Source organism: Lysobacter sp. F6437, from assembly GCF_052547215.1.
The window spans coordinates 1,727,690-1,754,014 of the sequence record NZ_JBQWRB010000001.1 but is presented as its reverse complement, the minus strand read 5'-3'; the positions used below and the strand labels follow the sequence as shown (position 1 = coordinate 1,754,014).

Below are 26,325 nucleotides of genomic sequence, written 5' to 3'. Positions count from 1 at the left end.
GCAGGCGCGACCGGGCGATATTACGCGGGGGCACCCCACAGTCGCGAAGCGGGCGGCTGCAATAGTCCATCACGCATCACGACGCCGCCGGGATGGTCGTCGCGCAACCACAATGGCCCGTCGAGGTCGACAAACTCGGCATGGCGCGCGACGTGCCAGGCCGGCGCCATCGCCAGCGACGAGGCGATCATGCAACCGACCATGATGCCGAAGCCCTGCGCCTGCGCCGCATGCAGCAGGTCGAGCGCCGCGGTCAGGCCGCCGGTCTTGTCGAGCTTGATGTTGACGACCTGGTAGCGCCCGCGCAGGCGCGGCAGGTCGGCGGCGACGTGGCAGCTCTCGTCCGCGCACAATCGCGACACCGACTCGAACCCCTGCAGCGCGTCGTCCTCGTCGGCCGGCAATGGCTGCTCGATGAGGTCGACCCGGGTTTCGGCGAGCACCGGCTGCAACGCGCGCAACAACTCGATGTTCCAGCTTTCGTTGGGGTCGACGATCAGCCGCGCATCCGGCAACTGGCCGCGTACCGCGCGGATCCGCGTCGCCGGGTCGTCCGCATCGAGCTTGATCTTGACCAGCTTCAGGTGGCGCAGCGCCTTCGCGGCATGCGCCATGTTTGCCGGCGTGTCGAGGCTGACGGTGTGTGCACTGGCCAGCGGCGGCAGTACAGCGGAGTGGCCAAGCTGGGAGGCCACCGGGATCGCCTGCCGGCGCGCCTGCAGGTCCCATAGCGCGCAATCGAGGGCATTGCGCGCGGCGCCGGGATCGAGCAGCGCCTGCAGCTGGTGTCGATCGAGGCCGCCGGCAATCGCATCGGCCAGCGACGCGACCTGCGCCATCACCGACTCGATGCTCTCGCCGTAACGCGGATACGGCAGCGACTCACCGCGGCCGACGTGGGTGCCGTCGCTGACGGTCGCGACCACGACTTCGGTGGCGGTGCGGACCCCGCGCGAGATCCGGAACGGCGCGACCAGCGGGTAGTTGGGATGTTCGAGCGTCAGTCCGGGAAGCATGCCTGCAGCCTGTCGACGATCCGCGCGACGCCATCGCGCATCGGGTCCTGCGCCGGAAGCCCGAGCCGGTCTTCGGCCTCCGCACAGACGCGGGCGGCGTCTTCGGCCGAGAGCTTGGATGTGTTGAGCGACACGCCGACCGCGACCACCGCCGGGTTGGTCAGGCGCGCGGCCGCGAGGTTGGCTTCCAGCGTGTCGGCCAGTCGCGGCAACCGGTAATGCGCCAGCCCGCGCATGTGCGGGCGGCCGGGTTCATCGCACAGCACCAGCGCGTCGGGCTGGGCACCGTGCAGCAGGCCCAGCGAGACGCCGGCGAAGGACGGATGGAACAGCGACCCTTGGCCTTCGATCAGGTCCCAGCCGTTGTCGTGGCGGTCCGGCGACAGCCATTCGACGCCGCCGGAAATGAAGTCGGCCACCACCGCATCGAGCGGGATGCCGCGGCCGGCGATGAAGATGCCGGTCTGGCCGGTCGCGCGGAAGTCGGCCGCGAGTCCGCGCGCGCGCATCTCTGTTTCCAGTGCCAGCGTGGTGTACATCTTGCCGGTGGAGCAGTCGGTGCCGACCGTGAGCAGGCGCTTGCCCGCGCGCTTGTGGCCCTTGCCGACCGGCGTCGCCGGCGGCGTGCGCGCATCGAACAGGTGACGGCCGTTGCGTTGCGCCGCCGCTACGATCTCGGGATAGGCGGCCAGCCTGTCATGCAACCCGGAGGCGACGTTCAAGCCGGCATCGAGCGCGGCGACCACGTGCGCCACCGTCGCCGGATCGATCTTGCCGCCGGCATTGGCGACGCCGACGATCATCGTGTTGGCGCCCGCGGCGCGCGCCTGCGCGAAGTCCATATCCGGCAGGTCGAGGCTGATCCTGCACTCGGGTCCGCGGAACTGGCCCACGCACCATTGCGGCCGGAACGCCGCCAACCCGCGCGCGGTCTTGCCCGACAATTCGTCCGGGGCGTTGCCCAGGTACAGCAGGAACGGCGGCGGCCAGAGGGAGGGGTCGGGATCGGTCGACATGGTGCAAAGCCAGTGGGCGGCGCCCGGGAAGTGGGGTTGCAGCATCTTCATGGCTGGCCGCCGGCGCCGCCATTGAAAAGACGCCGATGGGGCATAGCGGCAGGTTATGGGGCAAAGTCGGACGGCCGGCTGTCGGATCGGCCATAGCCGGCGGTTAGACCCTTCGCAACCAATCCGCGGGATGGAGAGCGCACGGCGGCGTTAGCCTTGGATCCATGACGACCTCCAAGCCGATGTGCCTTCCCGTCCTGCGTCCAATGCTCGCCGCGACGCTGCTTACGTTGCTGGTGGCCTGCGCCGCCTCACCGCCGCGCAGCGACGCGCAAACCGCGCCCACGGTTGCGGTTGCGGACGCCGCCGCATCCGGCTTCGTCGCCAGCGCCAACCCGCTCGCCACCCAGGCCGGGCTCGACGTGCTGCGACGCGGCGGCAGCGCGATCGACGCGGCCATCGCCGTGCAGGCAATGCTCGGTCTGGTCGAACCGCAGAGTTCCGGGCCGGCCGGCGGCGCGTTCCTGCTGCATTACTCGGCCGACAACCAGAAGATCGAGTCCTACATCGGCCGCGAACAGGCGCCCGCCAGCGCGAGCCCGGCGATGTTCAACGACGCCGAAGGACATCCGCTGAGCCGCGCCGACGCGATGCTGAGCGGCCACGCGACCGGCATCCCCGGCGTGCTGCCCGCGCTCGAACTCGCGCATCGCGACCACGGCCGCCTGCCCTGGAACGCGCTGTTCGAACCCGTCGCCGAGCGCGCGGAGGCGGGGTTCGAGGTCACGCCGCGGCTGCAGGAACACATCGACGGCACCTTCCCGCAAGCCTCCGCGCCGGACGTAAAGCAGCTGTTCTCGCATCCCGATGGCACGCCACTGCGTGCGGGCGAGGTCTTTCGCAATCCGGCCTACGCCGCCAGCCTGCGCCGGATCGCCAGTGACGGCGCCGCCGCGTTGCAGCGCGGCCCGCTGGCCGAAGCCATCGTCGAACGCCTCGGCCAGCCGCCGCGCGGCGCGCAGGTGACGCTGGCCGACCTCGCCAGCTATCGCGTCGAACGCACCGAGCCGGTGTGCCGCCCGGTACGCGCCTACATCGTCTGCGTGCCGCCACCGCCGTCCAGTGGCGTCGGTTTGCTGGAACTGATGCTGATCCTCGACGGCACCGACATCGCCGAGCGCGGCCCCGACGATGCGCGGTCGTGGTTGCTGTTCGCCGAAGCCAGCCGCCTGATGTACGCCGACCGCGACCAGTACGTCGGCGATCCGCGCTTCGTCGACGTGCCGGTGCAGGGCCTGCTCGACCCGGCCTACATCGACCGCCGCCGCGCCCTTATCGGTGATCGCGCGGCCGCATTGGCCCCGGTCCACGGCGCGCCCGAAGGCGCGCCCGCTTTGGCCCCCGACGCCACCGACGAACCCGGCGGCACCAGCCATTTCGTGGTGGTCGATGGCGACGGCAATGCGGTCTCGATGACCACCACCATCGAATCGTTCTTCGGCTCCGGCCGTGTGGTCGGCGGCATGCTGCTGAACAACCAGCTGACCGACTTCTCGTGGTCGCCGGGCGGCGCCGCGGCCAACGCGATCGCACCCGGCAAGCGCCCGCGCTCGTCGATGTCGCCGGTGATCGTGCTCGATCGCGACGGCCGCTTCGTCGGCGCGGTCGGCTCGCCGGGCGGCAACGCCATCCCCGCCTACATCGCCAAGACGCTGGTCGGGTGGCTGTTCTGGGACCTGCCGCTGGATCGCGCGATCGACCTGCCCAACCTGGTCGCGCGCGGCGAGAATTTCAACGGCGAGGCCGACGCTTTCGATCCGCAGCTCCTACAGGCGCTGTCCACACTCGGAGTCGACGTGGAATCGGGTTCGGGCGAGGACTCAGGGCTGCACGGCGTGGTGCTGCGTGACGGCGTACTGCACGGCGCCGCCGATCCGCGGCGCGAAGGCACCGCCGCCGCACTGTAGCCCGCATGCCGCGATCGGCGATCATGGCGGCTGCTCACCGGGGACCGACCATGCGCTTCCGCCAGATCGAAGTCTTCCACGCCGTCTACACCACCGGCTCCATCAGCGCCGCCGCCCGCGCGCTGCACGTCTCGCAGCCGTCGGTCAGCAAGGTGCTGCACCACACCCAGCAGCAACTCGACCTGGAGCTGTTCCGCCTGGTGCGCGGCCGGCTGGTGCCCACCGACCAGGCGCACGCGCTGTTCGTCGAGGTCGCCGATGTCTTCGAGCGCGTCAACTCGCTGCAGAAGACCGTCGGCAACCTCAGGAACGTCTCCACCGGCCACATCCGGCTGGCGGTGGTGCCGTCGCTCGGCCTGCAACTGGCGCCGCTGGCGATCGCCCGCTTCCGCCAGCAGCACCCGCAGGTCACGTTCGACGTGCAGACCCTGCACCACGACGAAGTGTTCGAAGCGCTCTACGAGCGCAGCTGCGACATCGCCATCGCCTACGACCCGCCGACCCATCCGCGCATGAAGCGCCGTGACCTCGACGCCGGCGAACTGATGCTGCTGTTCCGCAAGGCCAGCCTGCCGGACGTCGGCGACACCGTATCGATCCAGCTGCTGGACGGCCGCGACATGGTGGGCCTGACCACCGGCGGCCCGGTCGGCGAACTGTTCAACCGCGAACTGCGCCGGCTGGGCGTCAGCGTGCGCGAAGTGGTGTCCAACCAGACCTTCTACATCGCCGCCGCGCTGACCCGGTGCGGCGCCGGCATGGCGGTGGTCGACGAGTTCACCGCGCGTGCGAGCGTTGATGAGAGCACCGCGTTCCGCCCGTTCTCGCCGTCATTGCGGTTCAAGGTGCAGTGCGTGCACCTGGAAGATCGCGCGCCGTCGAAAGCGGCGATGGAGTTCCTGGAGGTGTTCGGGAAGGTGCTTCGGGAAGGGCGTGGAGGTGGATGAGCGAGTGGCTGTGCTGCTGCCATGACCGTCACCCACCCGATCACGTCACCCCACCCGAACCCCAAAATGAAACGCCTCGATCCGCATCCGTTCCCTTAGATAAAACGCATGCGCATCCTGCCGCTGCGTCCCCGAGTCCAATTGCAGCCGCTCGCAGCCCAGCCGCTGCGCTTCCGCCTTCAGCCAGTCCAGCATCGCCTTGCCGTAACCGCACCCGCGGCTGGCCTCGTCGGTCACCAGGTCGTCGACGTAGATGTGCCGGCCGACCGACAGCATCTCCAACACCCGCCAGCCGGCGAATGCGCGCGGAGTGCCGGTGTCGTCGTACAGCACGGTGGCGCGGAAGCCGTCGGTGTCGATCTGGCGCAACACCTGGCTGACGAAACGCTCTTCATCGAACGCGGGGCGCAGTTGCCTGGCCACCGGCCAGGCGGCGCGCAGGTCGGCGGCTTCGGTGACGGTGCGGATGGTCGGCGTCGGCTGGCTCAGTTCCATTCGAACAGCTTCCAGTACACCGGCGATACCGGGGCGCCGTCGTCGGGCCGGCCGTCGCCGTCGGTGTCCATCAGGTAGTAGACCGGGCCGCGCGAGGGGGTGACCTTGACCACCTTGAGCTGCCCGGCGACGCGGTACTGCTCGATGACGTCGCCGTTCTCGGCCACCTGGCGGGTGACGTCGGCGTTTTCGAGGCCGGCGGTGGGGTCGGCGGGCTGGCCCATGGTGGCGCAGGCGGCCAGCGCGACGGGCAGCAGCAGGCCGAGCAGGGCGGTCGTGGCGATACGCATGGCGGTGTCTCCGGACGCGGAGGTTCAGGATACGCCGCGGCCGGGGCAGGGCAACCGGGGTCCGGGCGGTGCGGCGGGCACGTAGAATCGGGCCCATGAAAAGACTCGTGCTGATCGACGGTTCCAGCTACCTCTACCGCGCTTTCCACGCGCTGCCGCCGCTGACCAATGACGCCGGCGAGCCGACCGGCGCGCTGTTCGGCGTGGTCAACATGCTGCGCGCGCACCTGAAGGAGCAGCCGGACTACATCGCCTATGTGGTCGATGCGCCGGGCAAGACCTTTCGCGACGACCTCGACCCGCAGTACAAGGCCAACCGGCCGCCGATGCCCGACGAGTTGCGCTCGCAGGTGCAGCCGATGTGCGACATCGTGCAGGCGCTGGGCATCGACATCATCCGCATCCCGGACGTGGAAGCCGACGACGTCATCGGCACGCTGGCGATCGAGGCGGCCGACGCCGGCGTCGACGTGACCATCTCGACCGGCGACAAGGACTTCGCGCAGTTGGTGCGGCACGCCAACGAGCGCGCCGGCATCGCGCTGGTCAACACCATGAGCGGCAGCCGGCTCGACAACGACGAGGCGGTGTTCGCCAAGTTCGGCGTACGCGCCGACCAGATCATCGACTACCTGGCGCTGATGGGCGACAAGGTCGACAACATCCCCGGCGTCGACAAGTGCGGGCCGAAGACCGCGGCCAAGTGGCTGGCCGAGTACGACACGCTCGATGGCGTGATCGCCAATGCCGACAACATCAAGGGCAAGATCGGCGACAACCTGCGCGCGGCACTGGAGCGCTTGCCGCTCAACCGCACCCTGACCACGATCCGCACCGACGTGCCGTTGGACCAGCGTCACGACCAGCTGTTGCTGCGCGAGCGCGACGCCGACAACCTGCGTGGGCTGTATGCGCGCTACGGCTTCAAGCAGGCGCTGCGCGAGCTCGATGGCGGCGCGGGTGACGCGGCCACCGACAGCGGCAGCGTGCGCAATACCGCGGCCGGTTATGCGCGTTCGGCCAGCGCGGGCGACGCCGACATCGACCCCGCGCTGTCGGCGAAGGGCGAGTACGAGTGTGTGCTGGCGCGCGAGCAGCTGGACCAGTGGGTCGCCCGGTTGCAGGCCGCCGACGAGTTCGCGTTCGACACCGAGACCGATTCGCTCGACGCCTTGTGTGCGCGGCTGGTGGGCCTGAGTTTCGCGGTCGAGCCGGGCCGCGCCTGCTATATCCCGGTCGGCCACGACTATCCGGGCGCACCGGCGCAGTTGCCGCTCGACGAGGTGCTCGACGCGTTGCGTCCGCTGCTGGCCGATGCGGGCAAGCGCAAGATCGGCCAGCACGGCAAGTACGACCTGCACGTGTTGCGCTGCCACGGTGTCGAGGTCAACGGCTACGCCGACGACACCATGCTCGAAAGCTTCGTGCTCAACGCCACCGCCAGCCGCCACGACATGGACTCGCTGGCCAAGCGCTACCTCGGCTACGACACCATCAAGTACGCCGACGTGGCCGGCAAGGGCGTCAAGCAGATCACCTTCAACCAGGTCGCGATCGACGACGCCACGCCGTACGCGGCCGAGGACGCCGACATCACGTTGCGCCTGCATCGCGTGCTCGGCCCGAAGCTCACGGCCGAACCGGACCTGCAGCGCGTCTATCGCGAAATCGAGGTGCCGCTGGTCTCGGTGCTGGAGCGGATCGAGGCCAATGGCGTGATGATCGACATGGACGAGTTGCGCAAGCAGTCGGCCGACCTCGGCCAGCGCATGCTCGCTGCGCAGCAGAAGGCGACCGAACTGGCAGGGCGCACCTTCAACCTCGACTCGCCCAAGCAGCTCGGCGCGCTGTTGTTCGAGGAGCTCAAGCTACCGGCACTGGTCAAGACGCCGAAGGGCCAGCCGTCGACCAACGAGGAGGCGCTGGAGGCGATTGCCGACCAGCACGAGCTGCCACGGGTGATCCTCGAATACCGCGGGCTGGCCAAGCTTCGCAGCACCTACACCGACAAGCTGCCGCTGATGGTCAACCCGCGCACCGGCCGCGTGCACACCAGTTACCACCAGGCCGGCGCCGCGACCGGGCGGCTGGCGTCATCCGATCCGAACCTGCAGAACATCCCGATCCGCACCGCCGACGGCCGCCGCATCCGCACCGCGTTCACCGCGCCGGACGGCCGCCGCATCGTCGCCTGCGACTACTCGCAGATCGAGCTGCGGATCATGGCCCACCTGTCGGGGGACGAGGGCCTGCTGCGCGCGTTCGGCGCCGGCGCCGACATCCACAAGGCGACCGCGGCGGAAGTGTTCGGCAAGACTTTGGAGACGGTCGAGCCGGGCGAGCGGCGCGCGGCCAAGGCGATCAACTTCGGCCTGATGTACGGCATGAGCGCGTTCGGCCTGGCCAAGCAGCTCAACGTGTCGCGCGGCGAGGCGCAGGATTACATCGGCCTGTACTTCAGCCGCTACCCGGGCGTGCGCGAGTTCATGGACAACACGCGCCAGCAGGCGCGCGACCGCGGCTATGTCGAAACCGTGTTCGGCCGCCGGCTCTATCTGGACAACATCCATGCCCGCAACCAGGGCCTGCGCGCGGGCGCCGAGCGGGCCGCGATCAACGCGCCGATGCAGGGCACCGTGGCCGACATCATCAAGCGCGCAATGATCAAGGTCGATGCGTGGCTGGCGACCCAGCGCCGCGCCGATGGCAGCGGGCCGGCGCAGATGATCCTGCAGGTCCACGATGAACTGGTTTTCGAGGCCGATGCCGGCTTTGTCGACACGCTGCTGGCTGAAGTCGGCACGCGGATGGTCGGCGCGGCGCAGTTGCGGGTGCCGCTGGTGGTGGACAGCGGGGTGGGGCTCAATTGGGACGAAGCGCATTGAATCCCGGCGTGCTGGACCCCTGATTCGGCCCGCGAGGCGCGATTGAGGGGATCAACTGCGGCAGAAATTGCCCCCGGTTGGCACAATCACGCGATCAGTGCCCAGGCGGGGTTGTTAACGTCACGTTAGCCGAAGTTGGCGCTCTGAATCGCTACTGAATCCAACAATTAATTAACCCCGATCTTCACGATCCATCCATGTACGGAATGGTCATATAGCTCTCGACAGATGCAACGTCTGTCGACGATCTCTCCCTCCCCTGGAGTGATCCCGGAGCGAAGACCCCTCCCCAGGTCCCGCTCCACCAGCCCCGCCGGCCCCCCCTGCCTGCGGGGCTTTTTATTGCCTGCGATTTGGCGTTGGTTGGCAGGCCGTGCCCATGAAACGCCTCGGCTTTTGGCTTTTCGTAGGAGCGGCTTCAGCCGCGATCGGATGGTTGGTCGCCCGTCCGGTTCCAGATCGCGGCTGAAGCCGCTCCTACAGGTGCGTTGGCCGCCCCGGATATCGTTGCCGTTTGCGGGCGGCGTCGGGGGTTACGCCCGTTCCGACAGCCAGTCGCGAGGCCGCAGGTAGTCCGCCAGCCGCGCCTCGGCGCTGCCGGGTTCCGGCTCGAACCGATACTCCCAGCGCACCAGCGGCGGCAGGCTCATGAGGATAGACTCGGTGCGTCCGCCCGACTGCAGGCCGAAGTGGGTGCCGCGGTCGAGCACCAGGTTGAACTCGACGTAGCGGCCGCGCCGATACAACTGGAACTGCCGCTCACGCTCGCCGTACTGGGTATCCCTGCGGCGTTCGACGATCGGCAGGTAGGCGTCGAGGAAGCCGTCGCCGACGGCGCGCATGTAGCCGAAGTCGGTGTCGAAATCACCCTGCAGGTCGTCGAAGAACAGCCCGCCCACGCCGCGGGTCTCGTCGCGGTGCCTGAGGAAGAAGTATTCGTCGCACCAGCGCTTGTGCGCGTCGTAGCGCGCCTGCCCGCCGAACGGTTCGCACAGCTCGCGCGCGGTGCGGTGCCAGTGCAGCACGTCCTCGTCGAACGGGTAGAACGGGGTGAGATCGAAGCCGCCGCCGAACCACCAGGCGACGGTCCGGCCGTCGCGCTCGGCGCGGAAGTGGCGGACGTTGGCGTGCGTGGTCGGCAGGTACGGGTTGCGCGGATGGAACACCAGCGACACGCCGACCGCGCGCCACGAGGCGCCGACCAGCTCGGGGCGATTGGCGGTGGCGGAAGGCGGGAGTTTGGTGCCGGAGACGTCGGAGAAGCCGATGCCGGCCTGCTCGAACACCGCGCCGTCGCGCAGGATGCGGGTGCGGCCGCCGCCGCCGGCGAGGCCGCTGGTGTTGCCGGTGGCGCTGCGTTCCCAGCGGTCCTCGATGAAGCGGGCGCCGCCGTCGGCGTCCTCGATGGCGGTGCAGATGCGGTCCTGCAGGCCCGTGAGGTAGTCGCGGACGCGGGTGAAGTCGGGGGTGGTGTCGGTGGTGCTCATGCGGCGGATTCTACCGATGGCGCCGGAGCACCGCCGGGTCGGCACATGGATCGACCCGGCTCTTGCGCTTGGTCTTGCGCTTGGTCTGCGCTTGGTAGGAGCGGCTTCAGCCGCGATCGGGAATCGTTTGGTCGAGCCGACTCCCGATCGCGGCTAAAGCCACTCCTACAAAAGCCTGGAGCAGTGGGCGTTACTTCAGGTTGTCCTCGAACAGCTCGAAGATCCGGCGGTACTCGTCATACCAACTGTCGGGGTGTACGAAGCCGTGCCGCTCCAGCGGGTACGAGGCCAGCTCCCAGTCGTCCTTGCGCAGCTCGATCAGCTTCTGCGCGAGCATCACCGAGTCCTTGTAGAACACGTTGTTGTCCATCATCCCGTGCGCGATCAGCAGGTTGTCCTGCAGGCCGGCCGCGTATTCGATCGGCGACGATTTCAGGTACGCCTCCGGGTCGACTTCCGGGGTGTTGAGGATGTTGGAGGTGTACTCGTGGTTGTACTGCGACCAGTCGGTGACCGGGCGCAGCGCGGCGCCGGCCTTGAACGCGCCGGGCGCCTTGAACAGCGCCATGAAGGTCATGAAGCCGCCGTAGCTGCCGCCGTAGATGCCGGCGCGGTCGACGTCGCCCTGCTTGTTGGCGCCGATCCACGCGAGGCCGTCGAGGTAGTCCTGCAGCTCCGGCGTGCCCATCTGCCGGTAGATCGCGGTGCGCCAGTCGCGGCCGTAGCCCTCGGACGCGCGGTAGTCGAGGTCGAGCACGACGTAGCCGTGCTGCACCAGCAGGTTGTGGAACATCTGCTCGCGGAAGTAGACCGGGTAGCGGTCGTGCACGTTCTGCAGGTAGCCGGCACCGTGGACGAACATCACGACGGGGTACTCACGGCCTGGTTCCATCGTCGCCGGACCGTAGTACTTGCCCCAGATGGTGCCTGCGCCATCGCTCGACGGGATCTGCACGATCTCCGGCTGGATCCACTGGCGCGCCTTGAACTCCGCGCTGCGGGTGTCGGTCAGCAGCGCGGTTTCCTCGCCGCGCGTGTCGACCACCGCCAGTTGCGTCGGCAGGTAGCTGTCGGAGTGGCTGACCAGCAACTTCGAACCATCGGGCGACAACACGAAACCCTCGACGCCATCGAGCGCGGTGACCTCGCGCACGCCACCGCCATCGCGGTCGACCGCGCAGACTTCGTAGTCGCCCGGCCAGTCGCGGTTGCAGACGAAGAAGAATGTGCGGCCGTCGGCGCCGAGCACCGGCGACGAGGCTTCCCACTGGCCGGAGGTCAGTGCGCGCGGCGTGCCTTGGCCGTCGGCGATGTAGAGGTGCGAGTAGCCGCTCTGTTCCGACAGCAGCCACAGCGCGCCGTCGGCGGTCCAGCCGAAGTCGTTGTAGTTCCAGTTGATCCAGGCGTCGTCGTGCAGGCGGTGGCGCACCGCGAGCGCGGCCGCATCGACTTGGCCGGCCTGCGGGCTGACGGTGGCGATCCAGCGGTCCTTGTTGTCGACCGCGCGCAGCAGCACCGCGGCGCTGCTGCCGTCGGCGCGCCAGTGGATCGCCGGACTGCCGCCGCCCTCGCTCTCGACGCGTACTGCACGGTCGCCCTTGAGCGACTCCAGTTCGGCCTGTTCGCGCAGCGCCGCCAGCGGGTCGGTTTCGATCCCGGGCAGGGCATGCAGCTGCAGTTCGTCGACCTCGGCGGTGGCGACCTCGACCAGCCACAGCCGGTGCGGCAGCGGCGCGTTGTGGCCGACCCGCACGCGGACTTCCTCGAACTCCTCGTAACCCGACTCGGTCACGTACTTGGGCATCTTGCCGGCCTGGCCGGCATTGGCGTCCTTGGCCTCGGTCACCACCAGCAGCCACTTCGCGTCCGGTGACAGCGCGCTGTCGATAATCTCCACGTCTTCGCCGAGGTAGGCCGGCAGCGGCGCGCGGGTCGGGTCGGCGGCGCGCCATGCGGCTTCCTGCTCGCGTTCGGCCTCGCGCTTGGCGCGGTCGCTGGCGAGGGTGTCGATCAGGCGCAACTGGCGGTCACGCAGGTCGTCGGGCTTGGGCTCGATCGCCGGGTCCTTCTCGGCCTTGACGATCGCGGCCTGGCTGCTGCCCTGGCCGGCGCGCCACTGGAACCACTCGTTGCCGGCGCGGAACACCAGGCTGCCGGCGGTGCTCCACTGCGGCCGCGATTCCTGCTCGCCGGTGCGGGTGACCTGGGTCAGCGCGCCATTGCGCAGGTCGCGGACGAAGATGTCGCCGTTGCGCGCGAATGCCATGCGCGTGCGGCTGGCGTCGTACACCGGCCGCGCACCGTCGAGTTGTGCACGCGCGGCGTCGTCCACCTTGACCGGAGTGCCACCGTTGATGCCGGCCTGCCAGGTGTCGCGGATCGTCTCGCCCTCGCGCTTGAGCTCGTACTGCGCGCTGTTGCCATCCCACGCCCACCAGGCCTGTTCGACCGGCGGCCCGATCCAGTCCGGGTCGGCCATGGCCTGTTCGAGGCTGATCGGGGTCGAGCCGGCGGCGGCGGGCGCGGTGGCCGGGGCCTGCGCGAACGCGTTGGCGGACAGCAGCAGGGCGGCGGACAAGGGCAACAGACGGGGCATCGGCACGGTTCCGGCAACAAATTTGGCGCAGGGTAGCAGCGCCCGCGCGGCGGGGGATCGGCCAGCGGTCATGGGCGGCGGTACGACGACCGATGGTGCAAAACCGGCGGCGCGTACAATGGCCGGCGCGGCGCACCCCCGCGTGCCGCGGAGGTAATGCGTGGACGAGCTGCTGCAGTCGCCGTTGCTGTTGTCACGGATCCAGTTCGGTTTCGTGATCTCGTTCCACATCCTGTTCCCCGCCTTCACCATCGGCCTGGCGCACTGGCTGGCCTTCATCGAGTGGCGCTGGCTGCGCACGCGCGCCGACGTCTGGCGCGACCTCTACTTCTTCTGGCTGCGGATCTTCGCGATCTCGTTCGGCATGGGCGTGGTCAGCGGCATCGTCATGAGCTTCCAGTTCGGCACCAACTGGGCGGTGCTGAGCGAGCGCGCCGGCGCGGTGCTCGGTCCGCTGCTGAGCTACGAGGTGCTGACCGCGTTCTTCCTCGAGGCCAGCTTCCTCGGGGTGATGCTGTTCGGCTGGAAGCGCGTGTCGCACGGCCTGCATTTCTTTTCGACCTGCATGGTCGCGCTCGGCACCTTGCTGTCGACGTTCTGGATCCTCGCGGCCAACAGCTGGATGCAGACGCCGCAGGGCCACGAAATCATCGACGGCATGTTCGTGCCGGTCGACTGGTCGGCGATCATCTTCAACCCGTCGTTCCCGTATCGGCTGGTGCACATGACACTGGCGGCGTTCATCACCACCTGCTTCGTGATCGGCGGCGTGAGCGCGTGGTATCTGCGGCGTGGCATCCATATCGAACCGTCGCGCCGGATGCTGAAGCTGGCGGTGGCATTCGCGCTGGTCGCGGTGCCGGCGCAGGTGCTGGTCGGCGACCTGCACGGGCTCAACGTCGGCGAGCACCAGCCGGTCAAGCTGGCAGCGATGGAGGCGCACTGGCATGCCGAACCGGCGGGCGAGGGCGTACCGCTGGTGCTGTTCGCGCTGCCAAACGCGGAGGCCGAGCGCAACGACTACGAGGTCGCGATCCCGCGACTGGGCAGCGTGATCCTGACCCACAGCTGGGACGGCGAGATCCAGCCGCTGACCGCGGTGCCGGCGAGCGAGCGGCCACCGGTGGCGCCGGTGTTCTGGGCGTTCCGGGTGATGGTCGGGCTCGGCGTGCTGATGCTGCTGCTGACGCTAGTGTCGGCGTGGGCGTGGTGGCGCGGAAAACTGTTCGAATCGAAGTGGCTGCTCAACGGCTGGCGGCTGCTGAGCCCGGCCGGCTTCATCGCGCTACTGGCGGGCTGGTACGTGGTCGAGATCGGTCGCCAGCCGTGGGTGGTCTACGGCCTGTTGCGCACCAGCGACGCGGTCAGCCCGAACATCACCGCGGCGGCGGTGATGGGTTCGCTGATTACGTTCGCGATCGCCTACGCGGTGATCTTCGGCGCCGGCATCTGGTACTTGATCGGCCTCGTCCGCAAGGGCCCGCAACCGCACGAACCGGCACCGGATACCGAAGATGGCGACAAGACCCCGGCGCGGCCGCTGTCGGTTGGCGATCGCGACGACGCGGAGACGGGCTGATGGAACTGCAGACGGTATTGCCGGTGATCTGGTTCGGCGTGATCGGCTTCGGCGTGCTGATGTACGTCGTGCTCGACGGCTTCGTGCTCGGGCTCGGCATCCTCGCGCCGTTCGCCGAGGACGAGGCCCAGCTCGACCACATGATGAACACCGCCGCGCCAATCTGGGACGGCAACGAGACCTGGCTGGTGCTCGGCGGCACCGGTTTGCTGGCGGCGTTCCCGAAGGCCTACGCGCTGGTGCTGTCGGCGCTGTACCTGCCGGTGCTGCTGATGCTGATTGCGCTGATCTTCCGCGGCGTCGCGTTCGAGTTCCGCTTCAAGGCGCGGCGCGCCAAACCGGCGTGGGGCGCGGCGTTCGCGCTGGGCTCGATGTTCGCAGCGTTTGCGCAGGGCGTGATCCTCGGCGCGCTGGTCGAGGGCATGCCATTGCAGGAAGGCAAGTACGTCGGTGGCGCGTTCGACTGGTTCAGTCCGTTCTCGATGCTGACCGGGGTCGCGGTGGTGTTCGGCTACGCGCTGCTCGGCGCCTGCTGGCTGATCCTCAAGACCGACGGCCGGATGCAGCTGGTCGCGCGTAACCTGACCCGGCCGCTGGTGTTCGTGGTGGTCGCGTTCATGGGGCTGGTCAGCGCGTGGCTGCCGTTCCTGGACTCGCGAATCATGGCGCGCTGGTTCGAGGGCGGGAATTTCTGGTGGCTGGCGCCGGTGCCGCTGCTTGCGCTGGCCAACGCCGTCGCGTTGTGGCGCGCGGCGATGCGCGAGGGCCGCGACGCCACGCCGTTCGTGCTGACGTTGTGCTTCTTCGCGCTCGGTTTCATCGGGCTGGTGCTGGGGATCTGGCCGAACATCGTGCCGCCGGCGCTGACCATCTGGGAGGCCGCGTCGCCGCCGTCGTCGCAGATGTTCGTGCTGGCCGGGCTGGTGGTGCTGCTGCCACTGATCCTGGGTTACACGTGGTGGTCGTACCGGGTGTTCCGCGGCAAGGTCGAGGCCGACTCGGGCTACCACTAGATACTGACACTAGATACTGAGGGCGCCGCGACCGGCGACGGCGTGGGCTGACGATTCTGGTTCGCGGCTGAAGCCGCTGCTACAGGGGGGGGGCGGTGCTGGCACAGGTGCCTGCGATGGCGGCTGAATGCCGTTGTCGCGGGCCCGTGGGCTGCGGGTATGCTGTCGGCACAGTTTCCGTGCAGCTTTCCCCCGGGCGCCATGCAAGCCTACGTCTACAAGAGCCTCCGCAAGGACGACACCTACGTGTTCCTCGCTGCGCGCGATGACTTCACGCGCGTGCCCGAGGCCGTGCGCGCGCCGCTGGGGCGGCTGCAGTTCGTGATGGAGCTGGCGCTGACGCCCGGGCGGACACTGGCCCGCGGCGATGCCGCGGTGGTGCGCGAGAACCTGGCCCTGCGCGGGTTCCATCTGCAGTTGCCGGCCGAAACGGCCGACCCGATGACCGAGGACTGGGGCACCGATGGCTGAGCGACCCGAGCACCGCGGTCCGCTGGTTGGACTGGCTGCCGGTGCAGCCGTGCTGGCGTTGCTGGGCGGGCTCGGCGGCTGGTTCGCTGGCGTCGCCGGTACCCTCGCCCAGCCGTTGTTCGCGATGGCGGCACGGCACTGGCGCAACCGTGCGCCGGTGACCCCGTCGCGGTTGCGCCACGGATTGCCGCCGGTGCTGCTGCTCTGGGTGGGCGTGGTCGCGGCGCTGGCGCTCGCGGTCGCCTGGCCGCTGTCGGCATTGTTGCGCGGTGGTTCGCTGCCGGCGGTGCTTGGCCTGAGCGTGGTGATCGGCGTCGCGCTGATCGTGCTGTGGCGCCTGTGGCCGCTGTGGCAGGGACTCGAGCGCGATGGCGGCGCCTTTGGCGACCACTGGCGCGCGCTGGTGGCGGTCGACCCGGGCGCCTGGCGCGGGCTGGGCGTGGCGGTGGCGGTGACCGCGGTGGCGGCGACGATCGTGGCGCTGGCGTGGCCGGGGCTGGTCGATGGCGGCCTGCGCTGGTTGTTGGCGGCGCTGCTGCTGGCGGCTTCGGTGGCGCTGCATGCGTGGCTGCAGCGCGTGGCGCCGGCCGATGCATTGGGCTACCTCGGCGAGGACGAATTCGAAGAAGATCTCGGCGAAGAGCAGGTCGAAGGCGAGGCCGCCGTGGAGCAGGCGTCGCTGAACCGCGAAGGCCACGTCGCCGAAGCGGCCGAAGGGGGCGAGTTGCCGGCCGGCCACACCGACGCAGGCGTCGACGCGCTGGTCGACGATGTCGTCATCCGCCGCGCGCCACCCGCGGAGCCACTGGAGCCGGCACTGTATGCCGCCGCCCGTAGCGGCCGGGTCGAGCGCGCGCTGGAACTGATCGAGGAAGGCGCCGATCCGCACGCACCGCCACCGGCCGACGATCGCGACCAGCGCAGCCTCGCGGTGCTGGCCGCGGTGTTGCCGGACCTGCGCCTGCTGCGTGCGCTGATCGCGCGCGGGGTCGAACTCAACAACGCCCAGGCTGGCATGACCCCGTTGCTGGCCGCCACCCGCGACAGCTGGCACGGCCGGCCCGACGCGGTGATGACCCTGCTGGCCAACGGCGCCGACCCGCGCGCGGTCGACGCCGAGGGCAACACCCCGCTGCATTTCGCCGCGCGCAGCTCCGACCCGGGCGTGGCCGCGCTGTTGCGCGATGCCGCGGCCGAACTGGAAGTGCTCAACCACGACGGCCTGTCCCCGCTCGGCGTGGCTTGCGCCGCCGGCAACTGGCGGCTCGCGCGGTTCCTGCTCGAGCGCGGCGCCCGGCCCGAGCCGACCGACGGTCAGCCGGCATTGCTGGCCGCCGCCAGCGGCGAGGACGACGACGCGGCCGGGGTGTTGCTGCTGCTCAAGCTCAAGGCCAGGGTCGACGCCCGCAACGGCGACGGTCGCAGCGCACTGCACGAGGCGGCGCTGGCCGGCCACGCCGGCATCGTCGATGCGCTGCTGGCGGCGGGCGCCTCGCCGGCGATTGCCGATGCCCACGGCGCCAGCCCGTTGCACGAAGCCGCGCGAGGCGGCCATCTGGATGTGCTCGACCGGCTGCTGGAGAAGTTGCCCAGCGGCGGCGCGGCCGAGGTCGCCAGCCAGGATGAGCACGGACGCAACGTGTTGGCCCTGGCCTGCATGGCCGAAGGCGCGACCCCGGCGCTGGCCAAGCGCCTGCTCGGCCTCGGGATCGACCCCGAGCAACGCGACCGCGAAGGCAAGCGCCCGATCGACCGCGCCGCCGAGGCCGGCCGCTGGCCATTGGTGGCCGCACTCGACGCCGGCTATGCGCTGCCCGCCAGCGTCAGCGGCGCCGACGATGCCGCGCTGGCCGACCGCGCCCCGGCCGCGTTGCTGCGCGAAGGCCTCGGCGACGGCCGCGAACTGGAGCTGGAATCCGTCGCCAGCCTGCTCGGCCCGGCCGAACTCGGTGCCCTGCTGCACGACGGCGACGCGATCGTGCCGCCGCACCAGATCGAATGGTTGCTGGCCCGTGGCGCCAACCCGGAGGTCCGTGACGGGTCCGGCAACACCCCGATGTCGGTATTGCTGCGACGCGGTCCCGCGAACCTGCCGTCGCTGCGCGTGCTGCTGGAGCGCGCGGTGTCGCCGGCCGGTGCCGGTGGCCTGGCCATGTTCCTCGGTGCCTGCGTCGCCAGTGAAAAGCCGGCGGGTGGGGCGGAAGACTTCGCCCTGACGCTGGTCGAGCATGGCGCCGACCCGTTCTCGCCCGGTCGCGCCGGCGATCCACCGCTGACATTGGCGGTTCGTCTGGGTTGGTCGCGCCTGCTGCGGCGCCTGCTGGACAGCGGGGTCGACCTGGATGCGCGCGACAGCCGCGGCATGAGCCCGCTGCACCTGGCCACCGCGCTCGGGCGCGAGGCGATGCTGCGCCAACTGGTCGCCCACGGCGCCTCGCCGGACCAGCTCGCCGCCGATGGACAGACGCCGCTGGGCGTTGCCCTGTCGGCCGGTCGCCGCGACTTGGCCGACTGGCTCGACTGGCGCGGCTGGCCGCTGCCGCGCCGGCGCCTGCAGGCCGCTGACGTCCCGGCCGCCGCGATCGTCGGCGACGCCGATGCGGTGCGTCGCCTGCTCGACCTCGGGCTGCCGGTCGATGCGCTCGACAGCCAGGGCTGCACCGCGCTGCTGCGCGCGGCCGGTGGCGGGCACCGCGCGGTGGTCGACCTGCTGCTCGCGCGCGGCGCCGATCCGCAGCTCGCGGCCGGTTCCGGCGCGACCCCGCTGTCGGCGGCGGTCAGCATGCGCCACAACGACATCGTCGACCGGCTGCTGGCGGCCGGCGCCGATATAGAACAGCGCCTGCCGGGCGAGTTGACGGTGCTGATGGTCGCGTGCGCGCTCGGCCTGCCCGACCTCGCCGCGCGCCTGCTCGGTGCCGGCGCCAACGTGCGCGCGGTCGACGCGCAGGGCCGCAACGCACTGCATTGCGCCGCGATGTTCGGCTTCGGCGCGCGCGAGCGCACGCGCCTGGTCGCGCTGTTCGACACCCTGTTGCTGGCCGGCGCCGAAGCCGACGCCGACAGCGCAGCCGATGGCGGTGCCACGCCATTGCTGCTGCTGCTCGGCGCGCGCGCCGAACCCGGCAGTGCCGCCGACGAGGACGTACTGATCGCCGGCCTCGAACAGCTGATGGACCACGACGCCCGGCTCGACCGCCAGGACCCGCGCGGCTTCGGCCCGCTGCACTTGGCCGCGTTGCACGGCCTGCTGAAAGTGGTGAAGTGGCTGTTGCGCGCGTCTGCCGATCCGGACCTGCGCGACACCCTCAACCGCAGTCCGCGCGAGATCGCGGTCATGCGCGGCTTCATCGACATCGCCGCCGAATTCTCGCCGCCAACCGCCGGCGGCGACGTGTCGATGGCACGCTTCCTGCGCGACGACCCGCGCTAGGCGCTGCCGGGCTCCCCGGTTTCCTTCGGTGGCGGCGCGTCCTTGCGCCGCGTGATGCCGCCAAGCACGCCGGTGCCCTGGTCGGCGTCGAACAATTGCTCCAGCTCGCGCCGCGCGTCGCTCGACGCCTGCGCCAACGCCTCGGCATCGTCATGCACCAGGTACTGCGCATTGAGCAGGCGCTCGTCGTGGGCGAGGAACCGGCGGCCGTGGTCGCGCGCCACCGCGGGCGGCACGCCGAGCGCGACCAGCACGTCCTCGCCGACCTGCAGGCTCGACAGCAGCATCTCGCGCTGTGATTGCGCGCCCAGGTCCATCAGGTCCCAGGCATGCCGGCGGTCGCGCGCGCGGGCGATGACCTTCGCCTGCGGATACAGCCGGCGGATTACCCGCACCGTGCGCAGGCTGGCCTCGGGATCGTCGATCGCGACCACGAACACCCGCACGTGCGCGGCGCCGGCCGAACGCAACAGCTCGGGCTTGGCCGGGTCGCCATAGAACAGCGGGTTGCCGAAGCGCCGCATGAAGTCGACCTGGTCGGCACTGTGCTCGATCGCGATGAACGGCACCTTCTGCGCCACCAGCAGGCGCGCGACGATCTGGCCGAAGCGGCCGAAACCGGCGATCAGGACCTGCGGGTGGCCGTCATCGGGCATCGGGTCGTAATCGCGTGCCGGCCGCGCCACCGGATGGCCGCGCAGGAAGCGTGCGACCGCGATCATCAGCAGCGGCGTCAACGCCATCGAGATGCCAACGGCCGCGACCAGCCGGTCGCGCATCACCTCGTCGAGCAGGCCGGCCTTGACCGCCTCGGAGAACACCACGAAGGCGAACTCGCCGCCGACCGCCAGCACCGCCGCCAGTTGCAGCGCATCGCGCCGCGACAGGCCGCCCGGGCGTACACCGACCGCGAACAGGATCGCGAACTTCACCACCAGCAGCGCCAGCACGATCGCCTCGATCAGCAGCGGCTCGGCCATCACCCGCTTGAGGTCGATGCTCATGCCGACTGCCATGAAGAACAGCCCCAGCAACAAACCCTTGAACGGCTCGATCTGCGCTTCCAGTTCGTGGCGGAACTCCGAGTCGGCCAGCAGCACGCCGGCCAGGAACGCCCCCAGTCCGGCCGACAATCCGGCAATCTGCATCACCCACGCCGACCCCAGCACCGTCAACAGCGCCGCGCCGGTGAACACCTCCGGCATCATCGAACGCGCGACCACCCGGAACACGTGGCGCAGCAACACCCGGCCGCCGAACACCAGCGCCACGATCGCCGCGACCGCCTTCAGCACCGCGTCCCAACCGAGCCCGCCGGCCTCCACCGCCGCCGCCTGGCCGAGCAGCGGGATCGCCGCCAGCAACGGGATCGCGCACAGGTCCTGGAACAGCAGGATCGCGAACGCCAGCCGGCCGTGCTCGCTGGTCAGCGCCTTGCGCTCCGACAGCAGCTGCAGCCCGACCGCGGTCGACGACAGCGCCAGCCCGAGGCCGACCACCAGCGCCGCCTTCCAGCCGAACCCGACCAGCGTCGCCAGCAGCCCGAGGATCAAGCCGCTGGCCAGCATCTGCGCGCCGCCGGCGCCGAACACCGGCTTGCGCATGACCTTCAACCGCGATGGCGACAGCTCCAGCCCGATCACGAACAGCATCATCACCACGCCGATCTCCGAAGCCGCCAGCACCGGCTCGGCATCGCGGATCACCCGGATCCCGTACGGTCCCAGCACCACGCCCGCGGCGAGGTAGCCCAACACCGCGCCGAGGCCGAAGCGCCGGAACACCGGCACCGCGATGACTGCCGCGAGCAGGAACACCAGGGCCAGTTCGAGACCACCACCGTGCATGCGCACCTCCTTGGACGATTATGCCGCGGGTGTATCGCGGACCCCGCTATCGGGTCTGTTGCCCGGCGGTCTGGCAGACTCTAAGATCCCGCAATCACCCTGGGGAGGGAAACCCGATGCGTATCGCCACACTGTGCCTCGCAGCGTTGATGGCCGGTTCGGCCGCCGCGAGCGAACCGCCGTCGGACGGATTGGTCGTGTTTTCAAGCAACGCGCGCGTCGAGGTCGATGCCGCAGGCAACGTGGTCGACGTGCAAGAGGATGCGACTCTGCCCGTCGCGATCGGTCAAGCGCTCGAAGCCACAGTCCGAGATTGGAAGTTCAAGGCGCCGGTCCTCGACGGGGTGCGGGTCGGAGGCGTGACGTACGTGCGACTCGGTGCGTGCGCGGTACCGATCGTTGGCGGCGGCTACCGACTGGCGTTCCAGTACAACGGGAACGGGCCCCTCAAGTTGAGCTTCCCGGCGCCGCGCTATCCGATGGACGCGCTTGCTGCACAGGTCGGGGGCGACTTCAACGTGACCTATCGGGTGGAGCCCGATGGCACTGCGGTGGTCGAAGCAATCGAGGGCTCCGGCCCGCATGCGAGGGACTTCCGGTCATCGCTTCGTAACTGGATCGAAAAGTCGACCCATAAACCCGAATTGATTGCTGGCCAGCCGGTGGCAACGCGGCTGAGTGTCCCGGTGGAATTTCATATCGGCCGGCGCCTTCCGGAACAGGAAGGCACGCCGGAATCCCCGTCGTGCCAGGTCGCGCTGGGAAAAGAAGCCGAACAGGATCGAACTGTCGCACTGGATAGCCCATTCAAGCGGCTGGCCACCAACTGAGGTTGGCATCTTCATTGAAAAATCCCCGCGTTGCGGGGCTTTTTTGTGTGAACTGCTTGATCCGGCTCAGCGCTTCATCGAACTGAAGAACTCGTCGTCGGTTCGACTTCTCGAGTTGCGCGAGGGGGAAGTATATGTTTGGCTCCAGTTCATGGGGCTCCATGCCAAACGTGCAGCAGATACCTAGGTATATAGCTGGCATGATTGTGCTTATGAAAAGTGTGTGCCATTGCGCTTTTCTATAGGCCATTTAATTTTTCATGACGAAACAAAGTAGTCATCTATCACCCTAAAAGACCACCCGTCTTGAGATTGTGTGGCGCCGGGCAAGTACGGGAGAAATGGACGGCGCTATTTGCTTGGAAGCTAAAAGGGGAAGTAGGAATGAAAAATATATACATCAAGTTTGAGAAGAAGCTCGCTCTTGTTGCAAATGATTCCGATACTACTAACCGGCCTGTATGCCTTTGCGGACATACACGATGTGCCGCCCGTGACAGTTGTCGGAGAGCGTGAAGATGGTGGATCTCTCGTCTGCATGAGCGGTGCGTGCTTGAGTTCTGCTCAAGAAGAATCAGCTCGCATGTTTGCGGAGTACCTGAGGATGTACGACACGTTCCCTCAGGAAGACTTACCCCTGAACGGTGCACGGTTCTGTCAAACGCTTGCGTCAAAGCAGCCGCAAAGTTGTAGTCTCAGTCAGCCACCTGCGTCTTCAGGTATCCCAGTGCCAGGACAAGCTGCTTGGCAGCCGAATGGATGCGGGATAGGTCCTTCCAAAAACTGGTTTTTAAGCCAGATCGTGGGGCTGGGCTATGGGAGTGTCTACACGGGCGATCTGAACGCGCCTTATCCTGGGGTCAGCTTTGAAAACGCATGTGATGCGCATGATGGCTGCTGGGGATCAGGCAGCGATCGAACGTGGTGCGATATTAGTTTCCAGAGCGACATGAACACTGCTTGTGAAGCGGTGACCAACACAAGCGGGTGGGGAGCGTGCCGGGGTTTATCAAGCGCGTATCATGCTGCAGTGAGTACAGACGTAGCGGGCGATCACTATGATTCTACGTTAGCGGATCGGTCGTATGCTCTTTGGGCCATGGACATGAGGCAAAATGAATGCACACCTTAAATTCCGTGTGTTGCGTGCTGATTTCTATTGGCCTTGTCTCGGTGCTGGGTAGTTGCGAAAAGAGTAAAGAAAGATCTGATCATAGTGCTGATGTCCGAGTACAAGCAAGCTCAAAGATACCTCTGCAGCCAAGTGAGCAGGCTGGAGGGATGTCAAATCGAAATGCAGAACGGCTTGCGGGGGAGGCGCCCCCTGCGGCTTCTTGGGGGCAATTGCTATCGATACTTTCGCATGAGGAACGAGAGGTGTTAACGAGAGCCAATCATCGTTATATGGGTCTCTTGGAATTCAGCTCACCCCAGGAGTATGACGCCTTAGTCAAGGCGGGATTTCCAAAGCCGAAAGAGTGGCTTGCGTTCCAAGAAATGAGTGACTATGAGATCGAGAAGCGAGTGCATGCCAACGAAAAAATGGCTCGTTTATTTTACGCCGATAGATTGATCCAAAGAGTAGAGTTGGCCTCTGGCAGATTCGGCGAGCGAGCACCGGAAGTTGAGAGAATCGCTATTGATGCAACTGTCCAGGCGGCTACGGCTTTAAAAGGAGGGCGGGATCCGTTTTCCGCATATGTTTATGGCAAAGTCAGCTCGGTGCAACTTGGAATGCCGGAGCCTCTGGCGGCTGGAATAATGCTCGCCAGTGATCGCGGTGATTTGCGTGCTAAACAGATATTGCACTTGTTTAGCAAAGCTCAGCCGGATCTTCGGCTCGATATCGTCCATGTGCAGTATCAAGACATGAAGCGTGCCGGTCATGAATGAATTTGATAAACTACTTAAATATTTCTGGCTTAGAAAAAGAAGCTTGAAATGATTCTTATATTCTCATTAGTTTTAGTCAACGTCATCGTAGTGGCGCTTGCTATCGTTGGCCTAAATAGAGGCCGGCGCTCAGGCATTGGATTTAATTCAGGAATATCAGCTTTGGTTTTGTTGCCGTTGGCGGACATAAGCCTTCTGGCGCTCTTGTTGGGAGGTATCCCTTACTTTAACTTGATGACGTTCGCTGGGGTTTCTCTGCTGGTGACTGGTGGCTTGGCAGTATTGGGTGCAACATTATCTTTTGTTCTCGCCATGCGAGGAAGGGGTAAGTAGGACGGCGTTAGTGGTTGGTGATATCGCAGTGACCTTTAGTCGGCACTGTGCTTTGACTTAGCCGTCCGAAAAACAAAAACGCCCCGCATTGCGGGGCGTTTTTGCTGCGAACAAGACGCGACTCAGCGCTTCATCGAACTGAAGAACTCGTCGTTGGACTTGGTCGTCTTCATCTTGTCGAGCAGGAACTCCATCGCGCCGATCTCGTCCATGCCGTGCAGCAGCTTGCGCAGGATCCAGATCTTCTGCAGCAGCTCCGGTTCGATCAGCAGGTCCTCGCGGCGGGTGCCGGAGCGGTTGATGTCGATCGCCGGGTACACGCGCTTCTCGGCGATGCGGCGGTTGAGGTGGACCTCGGAGTTGCCGGTGCCCTTGAACTCCTCGTAGATCACCTCGTCCATCTTGCTGCCGGTATCGATCAGCGCAGTCGCGATAATGGTCAGGCTGCCGCCTTCCTCGACGTTGCGCGCGGCGCCGAAGAAGCGCTTGGGCCGGTGCAGGGCGTTGGCGTCGACGCCGCCGGACAGGATCTTGCCCGAACTCGGCAGCACGTTGTTGTAGGCGCGGGCGAGGCGGGTGATCGAGTCGAGCAGGATCACCACGTCCTTCTTGTGCTCGACCAGGCGCTTGGCCCGCTCGATCACCATCTCGGCGACCTGCACGTGGCGGCCGGCGGGCTCGTCGAAGGTCGAGGACACCACTTCGCCGCGCACGGTGCGCTGCATCTCGGTGACTTCCTCGGGCCGCTCGTCGACCAGCAGCACGATCAGGTGCACGTCGGGGTGGTTGTGGGTGATCGCGGTGGCGACCTGCTGCATCAGCATGGTCTTGCCGGCTTTCGGCGGCGACACGATCAGCGCACGCTGGCCCTTGCCCTGCGGCGCCATCAGGTCGAGGATGCGGCCGGTGATGTCCTCGGTCGAGCCGTCACCACGCTCCAGCGTGAACTTGCGGCGCGGGAACAGCGGGGTCAGGTTCTCGAACAGGACCTTGTTCTTGGACGCTTCCAGCGGCTCGCCGTTGATGGTGTCGACGATCGACAGCGCGAAGTAGCGCTCGCCGTCCTTCGGGAAGCGGATGCGGCCCGACAGGTGGTCGCCGGTGCGCAGGTTGAAGCGGCGGATCTGGCTCGGCGAGATGTAGGTGTCGTCCGGGCCGGCGAGGTAGGACGCCTCGGCCGCGCGCAGGAAGCCGAAGCCGTCGGGCAGGATCTCCAGCACGCCGTCGGCGGCGACGCCTTCACCGTGGCGGGTCAGCACCTTGAGCACGGCGACGATGACGTCCTGCTTGCGCGCGCGGGCGACGCCCTCGGAGATGCTCAGCTGCTCGGCGATCTCCAGCAGCTTGTGGGCCGGCATGCGTTTGAGGTCGCCCAGCGAGTACACCGGGAAGCCCTCGGGGACCTGCGGGTTGGGGCGCGGGACGAAGTTTTCGTTGACGCCGTCATCGCTCGGCAGGCCGTCGCGGTTGCCACGGTTGCCACCGCCACCACCGCCGCCACCGCCACGTTCACGGCGGTTGCGGAAACGCTCGCGGCGGTTGCCGCGGCCGCCGTCCTGGTCGCCACCGCCGCGTTGCTGGTTCTGGCCCTGGTTCTGGCCTTGGCCCTGGCTGTCGCGCGGCTGGTTGGCCTGGCCTTCGGCGCGCGGCGCGTTGCCGTTACCGGAGGGCGCGGACTCGCCGCCGCCAGCGGCCTCGGCCTTGGCGGGGGGCGGCGTCGCGGCCGGCTTCGGCGCGGGCGCGGCCGCTTCGCCGGCGTTCGGCGCAGCCGGCTTGGCTTCGGCCGGAGCGGACTTGGGCTCGCTCTTGGCGGGTTCGCCCTTCACGGGCTCGGCTTTCGGCGTATCGGCCTTGGCCGATTCGGTCTTGCTGGCTGCGGGCGCGGTATCGACCTTGCTCGCACGCGGCTTGCGCACGCGCTTTTCGGCGGTATCGCCAGCGTCGGGGGTGTTATCGGACAAGCGGGTATTCCTCGCTAAGCGGCGAGCGCTCGCGCGAATGGCGAGCGGAACGTCGGGGACGTGGTCACTGGTTAAGTGATGTTCTAGAAGGGGTGCGGCGCCTGTTACACGCCGGGTTTCGTGAAACTAGCATTGCTGCCGGGCCGCAGCAAGCGGGGCGATGCCGGGCTGTTCATGATTTTTGTCGCAGCGCCGGGGAGGGACCCCTGTAGGAGCGGCTTCAGCCGCGATCGGATGCCTGGCCGCTCGTCCGACTTGCGATCGCGGCTGAAGCC

The 26,325-nt window shown here is 67.9% G+C and carries 18 protein-coding genes; 10 read left to right on the top strand and 8 right to left on the bottom strand.

All coding sequences use genetic code 11. From position 1 onward, the window contains the following. Positions 1–20: 20 nt before the first annotated feature. Both dgcA and dgcN read right to left on the bottom strand, forming a co-directional pair. Positions 21–1,016, bottom strand: a complete 996-nt coding sequence (dgcA, locus tag ACT9F5_RS08115; RefSeq protein ID WP_445119375.1) for an N-acetyl-D-Glu racemase DgcA — start codon at positions 1,014–1,016, stop codon at positions 21–23. Beyond that, positions 1,001–2,083 (bottom strand): N-acetyltransferase DgcN, encoded by a 1,083-nt coding sequence (gene dgcN, locus ACT9F5_RS08110; RefSeq protein WP_445119374.1) that lies wholly within the window; start codon positions 2,081–2,083, stop codon positions 1,001–1,003. The genes dgcA and dgcN overlap by 16 nt, the downstream gene beginning before the upstream one ends. 164 nt (positions 2,084–2,247) lie before the next feature. Here dgcN and ggt point away from each other — a divergent pair, with 164 nt between their 5' ends. Next, complete coding sequence (gene ggt, locus ACT9F5_RS08105; protein ID WP_445119373.1) at positions 2,248–3,990, top strand: gamma-glutamyltransferase; 1,743 nt, start codon at positions 2,248–2,250, stop codon at positions 3,988–3,990. A 50-nt stretch (positions 3,991–4,040) separates the two neighbouring features. After that, complete coding sequence (locus ACT9F5_RS08100; RefSeq protein WP_445119372.1) at positions 4,041–4,937, top strand: LysR substrate-binding domain-containing protein; 897 nt, start codon at positions 4,041–4,043, stop codon at positions 4,935–4,937. A gap of 45 nt (positions 4,938–4,982) precedes the next feature. Here the strand turns inward: ACT9F5_RS08100 and ACT9F5_RS08095 are convergent, their stop codons facing one another. After that, complete coding sequence (locus tag ACT9F5_RS08095; RefSeq protein WP_445119371.1) at positions 4,983–5,432, bottom strand: GNAT family N-acetyltransferase; 450 nt, start codon at positions 5,430–5,432, stop codon at positions 4,983–4,985. Next, entirely contained in the window at positions 5,423–5,722 is a 300-nt protein-coding gene (locus ACT9F5_RS08090) for a DUF2782 domain-containing protein (RefSeq protein WP_445119370.1), read from the bottom strand. Before ACT9F5_RS08090 ends, ACT9F5_RS08095 begins: the two co-directional genes overlap by 10 nt. 95 nt (positions 5,723–5,817) lie before the next feature. Here ACT9F5_RS08090 and polA point away from each other — a divergent pair, with 95 nt between their 5' ends. Beyond that, the gene (polA, locus tag ACT9F5_RS08085; RefSeq protein ID WP_445119369.1) at positions 5,818–8,607 is read left to right on the top strand and encodes a DNA polymerase I; all 2,790 of its coding nucleotides are present in this window, start codon (positions 5,818–5,820) and stop codon (positions 8,605–8,607) included. Between the two features lie 533 nt (positions 8,608–9,140). Here the strand turns inward: polA and hemF are convergent. Together hemF and ACT9F5_RS08075 are read right to left on the bottom strand one after the other, a co-directional pair. Further along, entirely contained in the window at positions 9,141–10,094 is a 954-nt protein-coding gene (hemF, locus tag ACT9F5_RS08080) for an oxygen-dependent coproporphyrinogen oxidase (RefSeq protein WP_445119368.1), read from the bottom strand. 190 nt (positions 10,095–10,284) lie between these two features. Next, on the bottom strand, positions 10,285–12,690 hold the full coding sequence (locus tag ACT9F5_RS08075; protein ID WP_445119367.1) for a prolyl oligopeptidase family serine peptidase: 2,406 nt from the start codon (positions 12,688–12,690) through the stop codon (positions 10,285–10,287). Positions 12,691–12,859: 169 nt separating this feature from the next. On the opposite strand from ACT9F5_RS08075, the gene ACT9F5_RS08070 reads away from it, so the two are divergent. The 4 genes from ACT9F5_RS08070 (at position 12,860) to ACT9F5_RS08055 (ending at position 19,186) form a co-directional block, all read left to right on the top strand. After that, positions 12,860–14,269, top strand: coding sequence for a cytochrome ubiquinol oxidase subunit I (locus tag ACT9F5_RS08070; protein ID WP_445119519.1), 1,410 nt, complete (start codon positions 12,860–12,862; stop codon positions 14,267–14,269). Further along, a complete protein-coding gene (gene cydB / locus ACT9F5_RS08065) occupies positions 14,269–15,282 on the top strand; it encodes a cytochrome d ubiquinol oxidase subunit II (RefSeq protein WP_445119366.1) in 1,014 nt (337 codons plus the stop codon). The genes ACT9F5_RS08070 and cydB overlap by 1 nt, the downstream gene beginning before the upstream one ends. A gap of 201 nt (positions 15,283–15,483) precedes the next feature. Then, a complete protein-coding gene (locus tag ACT9F5_RS08060) occupies positions 15,484–15,753 on the top strand; it encodes a YcgL domain-containing protein (RefSeq protein ID WP_445119365.1) in 270 nt (89 codons plus the stop codon). Then, the gene (locus ACT9F5_RS08055) at positions 15,746–19,186 is read left to right on the top strand and encodes an ankyrin repeat domain-containing protein (RefSeq protein ID WP_445119364.1); all 3,441 of its coding nucleotides are present in this window, start codon (positions 15,746–15,748) and stop codon (positions 19,184–19,186) included. The genes ACT9F5_RS08060 and ACT9F5_RS08055 overlap by 8 nt, the downstream gene beginning before the upstream one ends. Here the strand turns inward: ACT9F5_RS08055 and ACT9F5_RS08050 are convergent. Beyond that, positions 19,183–21,033, bottom strand: a complete 1,851-nt coding sequence (locus tag ACT9F5_RS08050; protein ID WP_445119363.1) for a monovalent cation:proton antiporter-2 (CPA2) family protein — start codon at positions 21,031–21,033, stop codon at positions 19,183–19,185. The two genes, ACT9F5_RS08055 and ACT9F5_RS08050, sit on opposite strands and share 4 nt — an antisense overlap. A gap of 116 nt (positions 21,034–21,149) precedes the next feature. On the opposite strand from ACT9F5_RS08050, the gene ACT9F5_RS08045 reads away from it, so the two are divergent. From ACT9F5_RS08045 to ACT9F5_RS08035, 3 genes are all read left to right on the top strand, one after another. Next, entirely contained in the window at positions 21,150–21,863 is a 714-nt protein-coding gene (locus ACT9F5_RS08045) for an energy transducer TonB (RefSeq protein ID WP_445119362.1), read from the top strand. Between the two features lie 1,119 nt (positions 21,864–22,982). Continuing rightward, positions 22,983–23,756, top strand: a complete 774-nt coding sequence (locus ACT9F5_RS08040) for a hypothetical protein (RefSeq protein WP_445119361.1) — start codon at positions 22,983–22,985, stop codon at positions 23,754–23,756. A gap of 48 nt (positions 23,757–23,804) precedes the next feature. Further along, complete coding sequence (locus ACT9F5_RS08035) at positions 23,805–24,089, top strand: hypothetical protein (RefSeq protein ID WP_445119360.1); 285 nt, start codon at positions 23,805–23,807, stop codon at positions 24,087–24,089. 122 nt (positions 24,090–24,211) lie between these two features. Here ACT9F5_RS08035 and rho read toward each other — a convergent pair whose 3' ends face one another. Then, positions 24,212–26,050: a transcription termination factor Rho gene (rho, locus tag ACT9F5_RS08030; RefSeq protein WP_445119359.1), complete on the bottom strand. Its 1,839-nt coding sequence runs from the start codon at positions 26,048–26,050 to the stop codon at positions 24,212–24,214. Positions 26,051–26,325: the final 275 nt, after the last annotated feature.